A 16,676-nucleotide genomic window follows, 5' to 3' on the forward strand; every position below is an offset into this window, starting at 1 on the left:
AGTCTCCTTATATCAAAAGAAGTTTGGAAGAACCAAACTTCAACTAGCTTATCCAATCTCTGCGATGACTTCAATTTCGACTTTTACATCGCGAGGAAGACGAGCTACTTCCACAGCTGAACGAGCTGGAAATTCCTTATTAAAGGCTGTTTGGTATACCTCATTGAAAGGTACAAAATCGTTCATATCGCTTAAGAAGCAAGTTGTTTTCACCACATGGTCAAAATCTGTTCCCGCTTCTGCCAAAATAGCTCCAATATTTTTCAAGACTTGTTCTGTCTGTTCTTGAATCGTTTCTCCTACGATTTCTCCAGTTTCAGGAGATAGAGGAACTTGACCGCTAGCAAACAAAAGGTTGCCAACGATTTTACCTTGAACGTACGGTCCGATTGCCTTTGGAGCTTTATCTGTATGAATTGTTTTTGCCATCTGTATTCCTCACAATTTCTCTAAAATAGCGTCCCAAGCTTGGTCCATTCCTGCTTTTGTCACAGATGAAAAGAGGATAAAGTCATCACTTGGATCAAAGTTTAATTTCTTTTTAATAGCTGATTCGTGCTTGTTCCATTTACCACGCGGAATCTTGTCTGCCTTAGTCGCCACAATGATGACAGGAATTTCGTAATATTTAAGAAATTCGTACATCTGTACATCATCTGCTGTCGGGTCATGACGAAGGTCAACGAGACTAACAATCGCTCGAAGATTTTCTCGAGTAGTCAAGTACTCCTCAATCATACGACCCCATTTTTCACGTTCCTTTTTGGAAACACGGGCATAACCATAACCAGGCACATCCACAAAACGCATCTTGTCATCAATATTAAAGAAATTGAGTAGTTGTGTTTTTCCTGGTTTTCCAGAAGTACGAGCCAGATTCTTACGATTGAGCATGGTGTTGATAAAGCTTGATTTCCCCACATTTGAGCGACCTGCCAGAGCAATCTCAGGAAGTTCATCCTCTGGATAGTGGGACTTGTTGGCTGCACTCAGCAAAATCTCAGCATTGTGTGTATTGATTTCCATAGTCACCTCTAGGCTGTCTCTAGGATTGGTTTAGCTGTTCCGTCAACTGCTTCTTTTGTGATACGAACAGCTTTCACATTTTCTTGACTTGGAACCTCAAACATAACGTCTAGCATGGTTTCTTCGATAATTGAGCGAAGACCACGCGCACCCGTTTTACGTTCGATGGCTTTGTTAGCAATCTCTTGAAGGGCTTCATCGTCAAATTCAAGCTCAACATCGTCATATGAAAGCAAGGTCTGGTATTGTTTGACCAAGGCATTTCTTGGTTCCTTCAAGATGCGAACTAAGTCATCTACTGTCAACTGCTCCAAGGCTGCAAAAACAGGCAAACGTCCAATTAATTCAGGAATAATACCGAATTTCTGAATATCTTCTGCAATGATTTCTTGCATGTAAGAACTGTTTTCGTCAATAGCCTTGTTATTTTGTCCGAAACCGATAACTTTTTCACCAAGACGCTGTTTGACAATTTCTTCGATTCCATCAAAGGCACCACCCACGATGAAGAGGATATTCTTGGTATCTACTTGAATCATTTCTTGTTGTGGATGTTTACGTCCACCTTGTGGAGGAACACTTGCTACTGTACCTTCGATAATCTTGAGGAGGGCTTGTTGCACACCTTCACCAGAAACATCACGTGTAATGGAAACATTTTCGCTCTTCTTAGCAATCTTATCGATTTCGTCTACGTAGATAATTCCACGCTCTGCTCGTTCAATGTTAAAGTCAGCTGCCTGCAAGAGTTTGAGGAGGATATTTTCAACGTCTTCACCCACATAACCAGCTTCAGTAAGAGCTGTTGCATCCGCAATAGCAAATGGTACATTCAAACTTTTAGCGAGAGTTTGAGCAAGGAAAGTCTTCCCTGAGCCAGTTGGGCCAATCATTAGAATGTTTGATTTTTGCAAGTCAACATCTTCATGATCTTCGCGAGTGTCATGGAAATTGATGCGTTTGTAGTGGTTATATACAGCCACTGCCAGAGCACGTTTGGCACGATCTTGACCAATCACATAGTGGTTCAAGATGTTTAAGAGTTCGATTGGTTTTGGTACCTCAGACAAGTCTGCCAAAACTTCCTCAGCCAACTCCTCGCGAATAATTTCCTGGGCCAACTCTACACATTCATTACAGATAAAGGCATTATTCCCAGCGATTATTTTTTTAACTTCTTCTTGGCTTTTGCCACAAAATGAGCAATAAACCATCATATCATTTTTCCTATTTGTAGGCATGATTCCCTTCCGTTCTAAATGATTTTTCTATCTAAAATAAGGTCATATAAAAAGCATGAATGCTATTCACCAGGTTTGTAAAAGCATTAAGCCAAAGTAGAGTAGCAAGTCCAAAGCGCTTTTTACGAAAAGCGTGTGTTCCAGCTATAAGACAGACAGCACACAAAAGAGCTGTAAAAAATCCAAAAATACTGCGCTCCATTAGACTTCCTTTCTCTTTCTATATTCGATGGTGAAATCATAGGCATTTTTCTCATCTTTGCTATAAGATTTGCTTGCAAGAGTCTCAAAAACAGTCAAGTCAAAATCTTCCGGGAAATAAGTATCCCCTTCAACTTGAGCATGAATTTGTGTCACAATAATCTCATCTAAGTAAGGTTCAAAAAGCTGAAAAATTTGCTTGCCACCAAGGATATAGAGATTTTTATCCTGATGATGGTACCAGTCTAAAACCTGCTCAACATTTTGGAAAACCAGAGCGCCATCGATTATTTCTTCAGGATTACGCGTCAAAATCAGGGTTTCACGTCCTGGAAGTAAACGTCGTCCCATTCCATCAAAGGTGACACGCCCCATCAAAATGGCATGATTCAAGGTTGTTTCTTTAAAATGCTTTAACTCTGCAGGTAAATGCCATGGTAAGCGATCCTCTTTTCCGATTACACCCTTTTCATCTTGAGCCCAGATGGCTACGATTTTTTTTGTCATGCTTTCATCCTTTTCATTGATAGTTCTATTTTATCAAAAATCTTCAAAAAAGACTGTTTTGGAACGCCCTCCGAAATAGAAAAAATCCGTAGAAAACTTCTACGGATTTTTAGAAAAATACTGTATCTTACAAACCAGGTGCTTGTCCTAATTCTGCTGCAAGCATCCAGACTGTTTTTTCAAGGTCAGCTTTAGCACCAACGAAGATATCATTGGTTACATCATCACCTTCTTCATCTGTTACATCCAATGCTTTTTGGAAAAGAGTGATAAGGTAACGATAAATTTCAAGGACACGTTCCAAACTTTCTTCTACGTTACGGAACTCTCCAGCTCCTTCTTCGATTTCACTGTGTTGAAGGAATTCTGTCAAAGTAGAGTAAGGTTTGCCACCAAGAGTGATCAAGCGTTCGCTGATTTCATCAAGGTAACCATCAAGGCTATCCATGTATTCATCCATCTTAGGATGCCATACCATAAAACCACGTCCACGCATGTACCAGTGAACTTGATGAAGAGCGATATGCGCTACGTACAAGTCAGCCACGGCTTGATTCAAGACTTCCTTTGTTTTTACTAGCGCTTCAGGAGCTGTCTTAGATAATGTTGTTACATCTTTTAATGCATCTTTTTTCAATTCAACCATTTTTCTCACCTCATAATATTATTTTTGTAACCATATTTATTGATTACTACCTCAGTATACTACACCTAGTAGACAAAAGCAAGAAAATTAACCCATATTAAAAAAGTTGTAATTGACTGATAATTTAAGAAAATGAGTGGCTATTTATCCTAGCTATTTTCTCCGTTTTTATTCGAAAATTGGCTTTGATAAAGGTCATAATAGAAACCTTTTGCGTTTAAAAGACTTTCATGATTTCCTTGTTCGATAATCTGCCCATCTTTAAGTACCAATATCTTATCAGCTTCTTGTATCGTAGAAAGTCGATGTGCAATGACAAAGCTTGTTCTTCCCTTCATCAAACGCTTCATAGCTTTTTGAATCAAGAGTTCTAAACGGGTGTCAACTGATGATGTCGCTTCATCAAGGATTAGAATTTTTGGATCTGCCAAGAGGGCACGCGCAATGGTTAAAAGCTGTTTCTGACCAAGAGAAATATTACTTGATTCTTGGTTCATTTCCATGTTATAACCGCCAGGAAGAGTGCGGATAAAGTGGTCTACATTGGCAGCCTTAGCTGCTTCAACGATTTCGTCATCTGTTGCCTCAAGATTTCCAAAGCGAAGATTTTCCTTGATACTGCCTTCATAGAGCCAGGCATCCTGTAGGACCATACCAAACTGTCGACGATAGTCCTGACGAGACAAGTCACGAATATCTTGGCCATCCACTAAAATGGCACCAGCTGTCACATCGTAAAAACGCATGAGAAGGTTAATCAAGGTTGTTTTCCCTGCTCCAGTAGGTCCAACGATAGCTACCATCTCTCCAGGTTCAACATCTAAATTAAAATTGCGAATCAATGGTTTGTTTTCCACATATTGGAAATCGACATTTTTGAAACTAACTTGACCTGTCAATGGTGCTAGTTCTTTCAGTTCAGCGGTTTGGACTTCTTCCTGTTCATCCAAAACTTCAAAGACGCGGTCAAGCGAAGATTTAGCACTTTGCATTTGTCCCGCTAATTGAGTGATATTTTGGATTGGTTGACTAACCTGCCACACATACTGAACGAAAGCTTGCATATTACCAATGGTTAAGCGTCCTGCGATTACCTGCAATCCTCCTAGGACAGCGACTATCAGATAAGTTAAGTCAGATACAATATGTAAGGCAGGCATCATCAATCCTGAAATAAAGCTCGCCTTGAATCCAACCTGTTGCAATTCATCCGTAATCTTCTCAAATCTCTCTTGAGAGTTTTCTTCGCGTCCGAAAAGTTTTAGAACATTGAAACCTGTCAAGTTTTCCTGTACAAATCCATTCATACGTCCTAGAATGGCTGCCTGCTGTTTAAAGTATGGTTGCGAACGATTCAGAATTGTTTTAGCCCCAAAATAAGTTATCGGAATTGACAAGATAACAATGATGGCCAACTGAATATTTAGATAGAGCACCATTCCCATAACAAAAAGAATGGTAAAGACTGCATTGACAATCTGTAAGAAAGATTGTTGTAGAGCGTTCGAAACAGTTTCAACGTCACTTGTAAAACGACCTAACAAATCTCCAAACTGATGCTTATCAAAGTAGGACACAGGAATACGATTGATTTTTTCACTCATTTCATTTCGCAAATCCTGTATCATGGACTGCACCGCATTGGTCATAAAGTAGTTTGAATAATATGACCCCAACTCATAGAGAAGACCACGCAGGAGATAAATCACTAGAATTACTGCGATATAGCTGGTATTGATACCCGCTCCTGCAACACCATTTGCCATGGCAAGGAGGTTGCTGGTTAACTCAGTGATAGCAAGCCCCAATACGAATGGCTCGATAACACTCATAATGACGCTGACTATTTTCAAGAAAACTGCAAAGAAAACAGAAAAACGGTAGGCTTTTAAATAGCTCCATAGACGAGCTAGACTAGATTGTTGTTTCATCCTTTACCTCCTATTCTTCTGTTAGAGACGCATTTTTCAACTGCGACTCAGCAATTTCTCGATAAATGTCATTGGTTTCCATCAATTCTTCATGACGCCCACGACCAACAATTTCACCCTTATCAAGGACGATAATCTGGTCAGCATCCATGATAGTTCCAACACGTTGAGCAACAATCAATACCGTAGCATCTTGTGTCACTTCCTTGAGACGACGGCGCAAAATAGCATCTGTACGGTAGTCCAAGGCTGAGAAAGAATCATCAAAGATATAGATATCTGGACCCTTGATGACTGCTCGTGCAATCGACAAACGTTGTTTCTGACCACCTGATAGGTTGCTTCCGCCTTCTGCCAGATGCGTCGCAAAACCTTCTTCTCGACTTTCGATAAAGTCTTTGGCTTGGGCCACATCTGCTGCTTGGTGCAAGTCCTCATGACTGGCATCCTCTTTCCCGTAACGGAGATTGTCTGCGATAGTCCCAGTAAAAAGCAAGGCCTTTTGTGGAATAAATCCAATCTTCTGACGGAGTGATTTGAGACGGTAATCCCGGACATCAACACCATCGACCTTGATTTTCCCTAGCGTAACATCGTAGAAACGAGGAATCAATTGAACTAGAGTAGACTTACCTGACCCAGTTGAACCGATAAATGCAATGGTTTCTCCCGGTTTAGCAGTGAAGGAAATATTATGCAAAACAGGGCTTTCTGTTTCCCCAGGATAGGCAAAGGTCACATTATCAAATTCTAGATATCCATGAGTTTCTGTTTCTTGAATTCCATCCTCATTTGGATCAATGGAAATGGGCATGTCCATGATTGCCTTCAAACGCTCACTAGATACAGCCGTACGTGGATACATGGTAAAGAGGTTTGACAAGAAGAGGAAGGATAAGAGAGCGTGGAAACTATACTCGATAAAGGCAACCAAATCCCCAATCTGCAAATTTCCATGCTTCAGTGGATCAAGGGCAAACCAAACGATAGCCACAATCATGGCAATAATAATTTGCACAAAAAGCGGTTCCGTCAAACCAGTTAATTTAAACAAGCGATTCGAATTATCCGCATAGATTGCATTTTTCTCTTCAAAACGTTTTTCTTGGAAGTCTTCACGAGCAAAGGCACGAATCACTCTCAAACCCATCAAATTTTCACGGACATACTGATTAATCTTGTCCAGTGTTTTTTGTTGTTTTTCAGATAAGGGGCGCGTTTTTACCGCCACATAAATGACAACAACAGCTAGAAAAGGTACGGAAAAAGCTACAATCCAGGCCAGTGAAGGACTCGTCAAGAAAATCATGAGAATACTTGACAGCATCATCATGGGTGTGATAACACCCAACTTAAGCGTTTGTTCTGCAAACTGCATGAGTACAAAGGCATCACTAGTAATACGAGTAACTAGTGAAGATACACCGATTTGTTCATATTCGTGATGAGAATACTCTTGTAATTTAGCATAAACATCATTTCGCATGTCCTTAACCATATTGGTGGTCAGTTTACTAGCAGCGTAGGCTAGAACAATCCGCCCACATGTTCCCAGGACAATAATAACCAACATGATGATAGCCCAAAAATAGAGCTTATCCTTGTCTCCTTGGTTGATTCCCTGGTCAATCATGCGGGCCAGAACAGTCGGTAGACCCAGATTGACAATAACAAAGAAAATAGCTCCTAGGAAGTCTAAAACTAGCCATTTGGGATAACGCTTGAGATATGACCAAATATAAAGCATAATTCTCCTTTCTTTTTCTATTGAAACGTAGAAAAGAGCGTGCTTTCGCACGCCATTTTACCAAAAAGAAGACAGGCAGTCATAATCTCGAGTGAGGAAACTGTCTGTCTCAGATATTTGAGGCTTATTTTACAAAGTCAAGCAATGCCAAGAAGCTTTCTGGGTCAAGTGATGCACCACCAACAAGAGCTCCATCAACGTCTGGACAAGCCATGTATTCAGCAACATTTTCAGGTTTTACTGAACCACCGTATTGAACACGTACTTTGTCAGCTACTTCTTGACCGAAGTCAGCAGCTACAACGTCACGAACAACTTTACACATTTTTTGTGCGTCGTCTTGTGAAGCTGATTTACCAGTACCGATAGCCCAGATTGGTTCGTATGCGATAACTGTTGAAGCGACTTGTTCTGCAGTCAATCCAGCAAGAGCAGCTGAAACTTGAGCACCTACGAATTCTGCTGCTTTACCAGCTTCGTAAGTTTCAAGGCTTTCACCACAACAGATGATTGGAAGCATACCGTTCGCAAAGATTGCTTTTGCTTTTTTGTTGATGTCTTCGTCTGTTTCGTGGAAGTAGTCACGACGTTCTGAGTGACCGATAACAACGTAGTCAGTACCGATTTCTTTCAAAACTTGTGGGCTAGTTTCACCTGTGAAAGCACCTGCATTTTCAAAGTAGCAGTTTTGAGCAGCAACTTTAAGGTTTGAACCTTTAGCAGCAGCAAGAACAGTTGTCAAGTCAACTGCAGGAGCTGCGATACCTGCTTCAACAAGGTCTGATGAAGGAAGTTTTGATGCTACAGCTTCAACGAATGCTTTTGCTTCTTCTGGGTTTTTGTTCATTTTCCAGTTACCAGCGATAAATGGTTTACGTGACATTTCACATACCTCTTTTTTCATTTTATTTTCTACTTATTTTATCATAAATAGAGGGAGCTTGCAAATCTTACTCTGTAACTAAAAGTCTTCTTTTCAAAAACTTTCCAGTTATTCTTTCTATTTGGAAGCTGACTTACGCCTCGTTAATTTGACCACTGCTTCTGTTCTAGCCGTGTGGGGAAACATGTCAACGGACTGGATATAATGCAGGTCATAAACCTCTAGCAAACGGACTAAATCACGCGCCAAGGTAGACACATTACAGGATACATAAACCATCTTTTCAGGAGCGTATTTGACGATGGTATCCAAGAGCTTATCATCTAAACCAGTACGCGGCGGGTCTACTATCAAAGCATCGGCGCGATAGCCTTCCTTGTACCAACGAGGGATAACTTCTTCTGCAGTCCCTGCTTCATAATGAGTATTGGTATAACCCATGCGCTTAGCATTTTCTTTGGCATCCTCAATGGCTTCTGGAATAATATCCATCCCTCTCAAACTTTTAACTTTTTTAGCAAAAGCGAAACCAATGGTCCCAACACCACAATAGGCATCGATCAGATGGTCGTCCTCAGTCACGGCCAAGGCCTTAACGGCTTCACTATATAGAATCTCCGTCTGTTCAGGATTGAGCTGATAGAAAGCTCGAGGTGAAAGAGAAAACTCATAGTCTAATACACCCTCGCGTATACTATCCTGCCCCCAAATAATCTCTGTCTTATTCCCATAAATCTCACTAGTTTTAGCAGTATTGGTATTGACTGCGACAGTCACTACTTCAGGATAATCCTTGACTAGGTCTTTCACAAATTGAGTCAGATTCAATTGACGATTGGTCACAATGATAATCTGGACTTGCCCAGTTTTCCGTGCTCGACGAACCATGATGGTCCGAACCCCAAGGATTTTCCGTTCATCCGTAATCGGAATTTGATGGTAAGTCAAGAGTTCAGCGATGCGATTAGCAATTGCTTGCGTCTCCTTGTCTTGAACAAGACAGTCCTTTAACTCGACCAAATAATGGGAATTCTGAGCATACAAACCTGCCTTGACTTGACCTTTAAAATTTCGTGTCTGAAATTGTAGTTTAGCCCGATAATATTTTGGTTTCTGCATGCCAATAGTTGGTCTAATCTCAAAGTTTTCATAACCTGCAGGGGCAAATTTCTTCAGTGCTTGATGGAGAAGATCTGTCTTGAATTCCAACTGCTTGTCATAGTGTAGGTGCATAATTTGACAGCCTCCACACTCATTATAAATAGTACAGTCTGGAACCACTCGAAACTTAGATTTTTTATTGACCTCAAGCAGTTTAGCCTCAACGTAGTTACGCTTAACAGAAGTCACCTGACAATAGATATCTTCACCCTTGAGAGCACCTGGGACAAAAACGAGGGTTTTCTGATAAAATCCGATACCTTCCCCGTTAATCCCCATGCGCTTGATTTTTAATGGAATTTTTTGTTTGACTTTTAAATTCATATCCCTATCTTATCACAAAATGCGCTATAATAGAAACATGAAAATCACAAAACTAGAAAAGAAAAAACGACTTTATCTGCTAGAACTTGATAGCGACCAAACCTGCTACATTACAGAGGATACCATTGTTCGCTTTCTGTTGACCAAGGATAAGGAAATTAGTCCCGAAGAGTTTACAGAGATTCAGACCTTCGCACAATTTTCCTACGGAAAAAACCTAGCCCTCTACCACTTATCTTTCAAGGCGCGTACCGAAAAGGAAGTCCGAGATTATCTAATCAAACATGAAATTGATGAAAAAATCATCCCCCAAGTCATCCAGTCACTAAAGGATGATAACTGGATCAATGACCGTCAGTATGCCTATGCTATTATCAACTCCAATCAGCTATCTGGTGACAAGGGAAGCTATATGTTGATACAGAAAATCTCTCAAAAGGGTGTTGCCAAATCCATTATCCAAGAAGTCTTACAAGAATTTGATCTGACAGAAGTCGCTGAGCGTACGGCTGAAAAACTATTGAAAAAATACCAGGGAAAATTACCTGCTCGCGCTCTACAAGATAAGATAATCCAAAATCTTACCAACAAAGGGTTTTCCTACTCGGAAGCTAAAACAGCCTTTGACCAACTGGATATCCAGATAGAAGAGGAAACCGTTCAGGAACTAATTTTTAAAGAGTTGGACAAGCAATATCGGAAATATTCACGAAAGTATGAAGGATACGAACTGAAACAACGTTTGACACAAGTTTTAGCAAGAAAAGGCTATGATTTTTCGGATATAGCCAGCGCTCTCAGAGAATATCTTTAACTTTTTCATGAAAAAACTAAGAACTTTAAATAAAAATGTGATACAATAGTAAACGATAAACTTATAAATTGTAGAAAGTTGGTTAGTTATGAAACTTCCAAAAGAAGGCGACTTTATTACAATTCAAAGTTATAAGCATGATGGGAGTCTCCACCGTACTTGGAGAGACACCATGGTACTAAAAACAACAGAGAACGCTATTATCGGCGTCAACGACCACACACTTGTTACCGAAAGTGACGGTCGTCGTTGGGTGACTCGAGAACCGGCTATTGTTTACTTTCACAAAAAATATTGGTTTAATATCATCGCTATGATTCGTGATAATGGGATTTCCTACTACTGCAACATGGCTAGCCCTTATTATCTAGATGAAGAAGCTTTAAAATACATCGATTATGATTTAGATGTTAAAGTTTTTACAGATGGCGAGAAACGCCTCTTGGACGTCGAAGAGTATGAACGTCACAAGCGTAAGATGAATTATCCTGATGATTTAGATTATATTTTGAAAGAGCATGTTAAGATTCTTGTTGATTGGATCAACAATGAACGAGGTCCCTTCTCAGAAGCCTATGTCAACATTTGGTACAAACGCTACGTAGAACTAAAGAATCGGTAAAGTTGTCAGAGGTCAGGAACAAAATCCTGACCTCGTTTTTTTATAAGCAAAAAACCTGCCACATTAGGCAGGTTTCCCTTTAAATATCTAACTTTGTAACAGTGAACTTGATATGCGAATAGTCTTTTTCGATATCCTTATCTACCATAAAGGCTGTTGCTTCCTTCTTGACCTGTACCAAGTCAATATTCTGTGCTTGAGCGGCATAGACACAGCCACAGTAACATTGACGATAGATATCATATTCTTCACACATCTCTACAGAACGTTTGTAACCTTGATTTTTCTTAAAGTCACTTGGAAGATAATGAGTGGTGTAAATTTTCTGCACATCTATCCCGATACTATTGATGGTTTGTGAATTTTTATGGGGACTGATCGTTAGTGCTGAGCCAAAGTAGTCAAAGCCCAAGTCCATAGCTACTTGAGCTGTCTTGTCCAAACGATAGTCAAAGCAAACCTTGCAACGGTCCCCACCTTCAGGTTCTTCTTCCAAACCTCGAACCAGTTTACGGTATTCGTTGGGTTCATAGGGTGCTTCTAGGTATTGAACATTATTTCCTGTTCGCTCATTAAAATCACTGACAAACTTTTTGGTTACATAGGCACGCTTGTGATACTCAGCCTTGGGATGGATATTTGAATTTGCAAAATAAATGGTCACATCCGCATACTTGGTCAAATACTCTAAAGTGTAGGTACTGCAGGGAGCACAACAAACGTGCATGAGAATAGTTGGTCTTTCTTCATTTTTTTCCCAAACTTGGACCATCTTTTGCATGACACGGTCATAGTTGATCTTTTGATTGGGATTCATCTTGCTTAGAATTTCTTCTACATCGATCATACTCTTCTCCTTTTCCTCTTGCTATTGTACCACAGGATGATACTTTGAGCAAATAGGGTTTCGTGCTTTATTCAGTTTTTAAGTCCTTATCTAATAGCTTACCCATCCTTGTCAGACTGATTATTAAGATAGGGGAGGTTAAAAGCAGGATAAGGCCTAGAACTAAAAAGACAGCTACAAGACCCCAACGATCAATCATCCAACCTGTCAATGGGAAAATGACAATCATAGATAAACTAAAGAACATAGAATTAATACTAAGCATGGTCGCTCGTACACTGGAAGGTAAATAACCTTGTAAATCATTGAAGTAGATTGGCTGATAAACTGCATAAAGTGTATCAGTTAAAAGATATACGAGAAGAAAGGCAAAGGGTGTCCCAGAAAACACCAACAACAAGGCCAAGCCCGTCAGTGCAACAAGCATCGGAAAAACTTGATTGCTATTCCATTTTTTCCCGATTTGACTAGCTACATAAACTGCTATAAGATTTAACACACTACCACTCAGCATAACCAGTGAAACCTGCCATCCTGCTAAGTCACTTACTTTCTGCTGATAATAAAAGTAAAACATACACATGAGTGTCCCTACTAGCTGATAAGTCAGCATCCAGTAAAAGAGTACTGGTTTTTCCTGCCATTCTTTTCTGACTTGCAGGACAATCCTTTTAAAGGTTAAGACTTCATTTTTCTCTCTCTTAGCCATTGGTTCTTTCATGAAATAAATCAAGATTATAGAAAGAAGTGAAAATCCTATAGCAATCAGATAGGTCCAGGCCAATGCTCCGTGAATAAAGAAGCCTGCCACAACTGTACCTAGAGTTCGAGTGACTTCTGCCACACCAGACAAAAAGCTAGAAATCTGAAGATAACGGTCCTTCTGACCTGCTTCAACAGCTGAATCATATAAGAATGCCGTACTGGTCCCCGAGTCAAAATTGTAGGACCAAGCATTGACCATCATGGCAAGAGCATAGATCCAAAAATTCCCCTGACCAAACAAAATCAAGATAGAGGATACAATACTAGCCAAGCGAGCCAAATAGAGATTGGTCTTGTAGCTAAATCGATCGGCCAACATACCAGATGGGATTTCACACAAGAGACTTGTCCCATGAAAGATACTCTCTAATAGACCGATTTGAAGCAAGGAAAGACCATTCTGAATGAAAAATAAAATCCAAAAACTGGTAATTCCAAAATAAGATGTAAATTCCAGTCCTGCTAGGAGTGGAATATTGCGTTTGTAAGTTCTTTTAAACATTGTTTTCTCTCTTTCAATATGTAGTATGACTGTTTCTAAAAGACTTACTGAAAGTTGCCTACATTTTCTCCACCTCTTTCATTTAAAGTGAGAGTGGGACAGAAATCGGTAATTCGTTAGAATTCAATTTCGTCGTCCCACCTCCGCACAGTTGAGTATGGCTGTAAAAGCTGATGAAATCAGCGTAGTAGAGCCCACTCAACCACTGCGTCTTGCTCGACAATCCAAAAACAATTGAGAGGCTAGGACTTCTGTCCCAGCCTCATAGTTATTAAGGTTTGATACGGTGCAACATACGTGGGAATGGAATAGCTTCACGGATGTGTTTAGTGCCAGCTGCAAAGGTTACCATACGCTCGATACCGATACCAAATCCACCGTGTGGTACGGTACCATATTTACGAAGATCAAGGTAGAATTCGTATTCTGTACGATCCATTCCAAGTGATTCCATCTTAGCGACAAGGGCGTCGTAGTCTTCCTCACGCATAGAACCACCGATGATTTCTCCGTAACCTTCTGGTGCGAGCAAGTCTGCACAAAGCACGCGATCTGGGTTACCAGGTACTGGTTTCATGTAGAAGGCCTTGATAGCTGCTGGGTAGTTCATGACGAAAGTAGGTACGCCAAAGTGGTTTGAAATCCAAGTTTCGTGTGGGGAACCGAAATCATCTCCATGCTCGAGATGTTCGTAGTCCGCATCTTCATCATTTTCATGCTCTTGCAAAAGATCAATCGCTTGATCGTAAGTGATGCGTTTGAATGGCTCTGTAATGTAGCGTTTCAAGAGTTCTGTATCACGTTCCAAGGTTTCCAAAGCTTGAGGAGCACGATCTAGAACGCCTTGGAGCAAAGCTTTAACATAAGCTTCCTGCAAATCAAGTGACTCGTCATGTGTCAAGTATGAGTACTCCGCATCCATCATCCAGAACTCAGTCAAGTGACGGCGAGTTTTTGATTTCTCTGCACGGAATACTGGGCCAAAGTCGAAGACACGACCAAGGGCCATGGCACCTGCTTCAAGATAAAGCTGTCCTGACTGACTCAAGTAAGCTGGTGTTCCAAAGTAGTCTGTTTCAAAAAGCTCTGTAGAGTCTTCTGCAGCATTTCCTGAAAGAATTGGGCTATCAAACTTCATGAAGCCGTTCTTATCAAAGAACTCATAAGTTGCATAGATGATAGCATTGCGGATTTGCATCACTGCTACTTGTTTGCGAGAACGCAACCACAAGTGACGGTTATCCATCAAGAAATCTGTTCCATGTTCTTTTGGAGTGATTGGGTAATCTTGAGATTCACCGATAACTTCGATGTCTGTAATATCCAACTCGTACCCAAATTTAGAACGCTCGTCTTCTTTAACAATCCCTGTCACAAAAACAGAAGTTTCTTGGCTTAGGCGTTTGATGGTGTCAAATTTTTCAAGACCTACTTCTTCTCCAAATTTTTCGATAAAGTTTGGTTTAAAAGCTACACCTTGGAAAAAGGCTGTTCCATCACGCAATTGCAAGAAAGCAATTTTCCCTTTTCCTGACTTGTTAGCAACCCAAGCACCGATAGTCACTTCTTGGCCAACGTAGTCTTTTACTTCGATAATTGTTACACGTTTTGTCATCATTTATCTTCCTTTATTCGTTTAACTTGTCCAAAGACATTATTACTCATTATTGTACCACAAATAATGGCTGATAGCTAGCTAGTTTGATAGAAATTCATAAGTTTTTAGCTACAAAAACCTCCGTTATTAAGACAGAGGTTAAGCTTCTTATTTTTCCATAAATTGGTGCAAACGACGAATGGCTTCCTTAAGAGTTTCCAAGTCTGTCGCATAGCTGAGGCGGACATTTTCTGGTGCTCCAAATCCAGCTCCTGTTATCAAGGCTAGCCCCACCTCTTCAAGGATGGCCGTTGTAAATGCTGTTACATCGGTATAACCTTTCATCTCCATGGCTTTTTTGACATTTGGGAAGAGATAGAAAGCTCCTTGTGGTTTGACAACCTCAAAGCCAGGAACTTCACACAAGAGTGGATAGATAGTATTCAAACGCTCTTCAAAGGCTTGGCGCATGATTTCTACAGAATCTTGAGGTCCAGTTAGCGCTTCAATCGTTGCATATTGAGACACTGCTGTCAAATTTGAAGTTGTTTGACCAGTCAATTTGCTCATAGCAGCAATGATTTCTGGATCACCCACTGCATAACCTACACGCCAACCTGTCATTGCGTAGGCTTTTGATACCCCGTTAATGACAATGGTTTGGTTGCGAATCGCTTCTGATAGACTAGAGATTGGGATGAACTCATTCCCGTTATAGACCAAACGACCATAAATATCATCGGCCAGGATGAGAATATCATGTTCAACTGCCCAATTTCCAATGGCTAATAATTCCTCACGAGAGTAGATCATACCGGTAGGATTAGAGGGTGAGTTAAGAACCAAGACTTTGGTCTTATCTGTGCGAGCTGCTTCTAATTGCTCTACAGTTACTTTAAAGTGATTGTCTTCCTTGGCTTGAACAAAGACTGGAACACCTTCTGCCATCTTAACCTGATCCCCATAGCTAACCCAGTAAGGAGTAGGAATGATTACCTCATCACCTGGATTAATCACAGCCATAAAGAAAGTATAAAGGGAGAACTTGGCACCTGTAGCAAAAGTGACTTCGTTTGCCGCCACAGAATAACCATAATAACGTTCAAAATAAGTATTAACCGCTGCTTTCAATTCAGGCAAACCCGAAGCCACCGTATAGAAAGAAGCACGTCCATCTCGAATAGCTGCAACAGCAGCATCCTGAATATTTTCAGGTGTATGAAAATCAGGCTGACCTAAAGTCAAGAAAAGGACGTCTTTTCCTTCAGCCTTTAACTTCTTTGCTCTTGCATCACTAGCCAGAGTGACACTTTCTTCCATTTCTAAGACACGCTTGGATAGTTTCATTGTTTCTCCTTTTCGACTAAGGCGCCAGATTCAAAATCTACCAGATAATAGTCTCCTCCGGACTTGATTTCCCAGACAGGCTTTTCAGCGTAGCGTCCGAAGGTAATCTTGTCGATTTCAGTTGCTCCTTTTTCTCTGACAACTGCTTCTGCTTTTTCTTGAGAAGTACCGTTTTCTAGTTGATATACGTAAATATTGTTGCTACTTTTCTCTATTAAGACAGCAACTGGTTTCTGGTTCTTATCTTGGCCAAGAACACTATAATAGCTTTCTAAACCATTGAAGATATCAATCTGGCTAACCGTTTCTAGATTTGCATACTGCTTAGCTAGTTTCTCTCCTTCAACCTTTGCAGTTTGATAAGGCTTCATGCTGAGCCATACCAAATAAAGAAAGGAAGAAGTGATGACTAGAGTTAACAAAGTGATACCAATAATGTACTGAAATAATAGGGAATTTTTTTCTTTTTTCTGTCTCTTTTTCACTCGTCTATTTTACCATCTATCCTAGTGAAT

At 40.4% G+C, this 16,676-nt stretch carries 17 protein-coding genes; 2 read left to right on the forward strand and 15 right to left on the reverse strand.

Features of this window, described 5'->3' with window-relative positions:
- Positions 1–48: 48 nt before the first annotated feature.
- From KJR31_RS04485 to rlmD, 10 genes are all read right to left on the reverse strand, one after another.
- Positions 49–429, reverse strand: a complete 381-nt coding sequence (locus tag KJR31_RS04485; RefSeq protein ID WP_001140424.1) for a RidA family protein — start codon at positions 427–429, stop codon at positions 49–51.
- A 9-nt stretch (positions 430–438) separates the two neighbouring features.
- On the reverse strand, positions 439–1,026 hold the full coding sequence (gene yihA, locus KJR31_RS04490) for a ribosome biogenesis GTP-binding protein YihA/YsxC (protein ID WP_214262267.1): 588 nt from the start codon (positions 1,024–1,026) through the stop codon (positions 439–441).
- Between the two features lie 8 nt (positions 1,027–1,034).
- A complete protein-coding gene (gene clpX, locus KJR31_RS04495; RefSeq protein ID WP_214262268.1) occupies positions 1,035–2,267 on the reverse strand; it encodes an ATP-dependent Clp protease ATP-binding subunit ClpX in 1,233 nt (410 codons plus the stop codon).
- A gap of 31 nt (positions 2,268–2,298) precedes the next feature.
- Positions 2,299–2,469, reverse strand: a complete 171-nt coding sequence (locus tag KJR31_RS04500) for a hypothetical protein (RefSeq protein ID WP_214262269.1) — start codon at positions 2,467–2,469, stop codon at positions 2,299–2,301.
- On the reverse strand, positions 2,469–2,975 hold the full coding sequence (locus tag KJR31_RS04505; protein WP_214262270.1) for a dihydrofolate reductase: 507 nt from the start codon (positions 2,973–2,975) through the stop codon (positions 2,469–2,471). Before KJR31_RS04505 ends, KJR31_RS04500 begins: the two co-directional genes overlap by 1 nt.
- A 127-nt stretch (positions 2,976–3,102) precedes the next feature.
- Positions 3,103–3,621 carry a Dps family protein gene (locus tag KJR31_RS04510; RefSeq protein WP_214262271.1) on the reverse strand — a complete coding sequence of 173 codons (519 nt, stop codon included), beginning with the start codon at positions 3,619–3,621 and terminating at the stop codon, positions 3,103–3,105.
- Between the two features lie 149 nt (positions 3,622–3,770).
- Complete coding sequence (locus KJR31_RS04515; RefSeq protein ID WP_214262272.1) at positions 3,771–5,552, reverse strand: ABC transporter ATP-binding protein; 1,782 nt, start codon at positions 5,550–5,552, stop codon at positions 3,771–3,773.
- Between the two features lie 10 nt (positions 5,553–5,562).
- Positions 5,563–7,299 carry an ABC transporter ATP-binding protein gene (locus KJR31_RS04520; protein ID WP_214262273.1) on the reverse strand — a complete coding sequence of 579 codons (1,737 nt, stop codon included), beginning with the start codon at positions 7,297–7,299 and terminating at the stop codon, positions 5,563–5,565.
- A 124-nt stretch (positions 7,300–7,423) separates the two neighbouring features.
- Positions 7,424–8,182 carry a triose-phosphate isomerase gene (gene tpiA / locus KJR31_RS04525; protein ID WP_006150433.1) on the reverse strand — a complete coding sequence of 253 codons (759 nt, stop codon included), beginning with the start codon at positions 8,180–8,182 and terminating at the stop codon, positions 7,424–7,426.
- Positions 8,183–8,299: 117 nt separating this feature from the next.
- The gene (gene rlmD / locus KJR31_RS04530) at positions 8,300–9,667 is read right to left on the reverse strand and encodes a 23S rRNA (uracil(1939)-C(5))-methyltransferase RlmD (protein ID WP_214262274.1); all 1,368 of its coding nucleotides are present in this window, start codon (positions 9,665–9,667) and stop codon (positions 8,300–8,302) included.
- Between the two features lie 37 nt (positions 9,668–9,704).
- Between rlmD and recX the strand changes: the two genes are divergently transcribed.
- Positions 9,705–10,481, forward strand: a complete 777-nt coding sequence (gene recX / locus KJR31_RS04535; RefSeq protein WP_214262275.1) for a recombination regulator RecX — start codon at positions 9,705–9,707, stop codon at positions 10,479–10,481.
- Positions 10,482–10,569: 88 nt separating this feature from the next.
- A complete protein-coding gene (gene ntdP, locus KJR31_RS04540; protein ID WP_004252157.1) occupies positions 10,570–11,103 on the forward strand; it encodes a nucleoside tri-diphosphate phosphatase in 534 nt (177 codons plus the stop codon).
- A gap of 79 nt (positions 11,104–11,182) precedes the next feature.
- Here the strand turns inward: ntdP and KJR31_RS04545 are convergent, their stop codons facing one another.
- The 5 genes from KJR31_RS04545 to KJR31_RS04565 form a co-directional block, all read right to left on the reverse strand.
- Complete coding sequence (locus KJR31_RS04545) at positions 11,183–11,950, reverse strand: epoxyqueuosine reductase QueH (protein WP_214262276.1); 768 nt, start codon at positions 11,948–11,950, stop codon at positions 11,183–11,185.
- A 67-nt stretch (positions 11,951–12,017) separates the two neighbouring features.
- Positions 12,018–13,217 (reverse strand): MFS transporter, encoded by a 1,200-nt coding sequence (locus tag KJR31_RS04550; RefSeq protein WP_214262277.1) that lies wholly within the window; start codon positions 13,215–13,217, stop codon positions 12,018–12,020.
- Positions 13,218–13,488: 271 nt separating this feature from the next.
- The gene (gene asnS, locus KJR31_RS04555; RefSeq protein WP_434223050.1) at positions 13,489–14,832 is read right to left on the reverse strand and encodes an asparagine--tRNA ligase; all 1,344 of its coding nucleotides are present in this window, start codon (positions 14,830–14,832) and stop codon (positions 13,489–13,491) included.
- 150 nt (positions 14,833–14,982) lie between these two features.
- Positions 14,983–16,161, reverse strand: a complete 1,179-nt coding sequence (locus KJR31_RS04560) for a pyridoxal phosphate-dependent aminotransferase (RefSeq protein WP_214262279.1) — start codon at positions 16,159–16,161, stop codon at positions 14,983–14,985.
- Complete coding sequence (locus tag KJR31_RS04565; RefSeq protein WP_214262280.1) at positions 16,158–16,646, reverse strand: DUF5590 domain-containing protein; 489 nt, start codon at positions 16,644–16,646, stop codon at positions 16,158–16,160. Before KJR31_RS04565 ends, KJR31_RS04560 begins: the two co-directional genes overlap by 4 nt.
- Positions 16,647–16,676 lie beyond the last annotated feature (30 nt).

Source organism: Streptococcus infantis, from assembly GCF_018499575.1.
Classification (GTDB): Bacteria; Bacillota; Bacilli; order Lactobacillales; family Streptococcaceae; genus Streptococcus; species Streptococcus infantis_K.

Bases quoted from the DNA above. Each gene is read 5' to 3' on its own strand.
- KJR31_RS04485 (WP_001140424.1), bottom strand. From the start codon at position 429: ATGGCAAAAACAATTCATACAGATAAAGCTCCAAAGGCAATCGGACCG.
- yihA (WP_214262267.1), bottom strand. From the start codon at position 1,026: ATGGAAATCAATACACACAATGCTGAGATTTTGCTGAGTGCAGCCAAC.
- clpX (WP_214262268.1), bottom strand. From the start codon at position 2,267: ATGCCTACAAATAGGAAAAATGATATGATGGTTTATTGCTCATTTTGT.
- KJR31_RS04500 (WP_214262269.1), bottom strand. From the start codon at position 2,469: ATGGAGCGCAGTATTTTTGGATTTTTTACAGCTCTTTTGTGTGCTGTC.
- KJR31_RS04505 (WP_214262270.1), bottom strand. From the start codon at position 2,975: ATGACAAAAAAAATCGTAGCCATCTGGGCTCAAGATGAAAAGGGTGTA.
- KJR31_RS04510 (WP_214262271.1), bottom strand. From the start codon at position 3,621: ATGGTTGAATTGAAAAAAGATGCATTAAAAGATGTAACAACATTATCT.
- KJR31_RS04515 (WP_214262272.1), bottom strand. From the start codon at position 5,552: ATGAAACAACAATCTAGTCTAGCTCGTCTATGGAGCTATTTAAAAGCC.
- KJR31_RS04520 (WP_214262273.1), bottom strand. From the start codon at position 7,299: ATGCTTTATATTTGGTCATATCTCAAGCGTTATCCCAAATGGCTAGTT.
- tpiA (WP_006150433.1), bottom strand. From the start codon at position 8,182: ATGTCACGTAAACCATTTATCGCTGGTAACTGGAAAATGAACAAAAAC.
- rlmD (WP_214262274.1), bottom strand. From the start codon at position 9,667: ATGAATTTAAAAGTCAAACAAAAAATTCCATTAAAAATCAAGCGCATG.
- recX (WP_214262275.1), top strand. From the start codon at position 9,705: ATGAAAATCACAAAACTAGAAAAGAAAAAACGACTTTATCTGCTAGAA.
- ntdP (WP_004252157.1), top strand. From the start codon at position 10,570: ATGAAACTTCCAAAAGAAGGCGACTTTATTACAATTCAAAGTTATAAG.
- KJR31_RS04545 (WP_214262276.1), bottom strand. From the start codon at position 11,950: ATGATCGATGTAGAAGAAATTCTAAGCAAGATGAATCCCAATCAAAAG.
- KJR31_RS04550 (WP_214262277.1), bottom strand. From the start codon at position 13,217: ATGTTTAAAAGAACTTACAAACGCAATATTCCACTCCTAGCAGGACTG.
- asnS (WP_434223050.1), bottom strand. From the start codon at position 14,832: ATGACAAAACGTGTAACAATTATCGAAGTAAAAGACTACGTTGGCCAA.
- KJR31_RS04560 (WP_214262279.1), bottom strand. From the start codon at position 16,161: ATGAAACTATCCAAGCGTGTCTTAGAAATGGAAGAAAGTGTCACTCTG.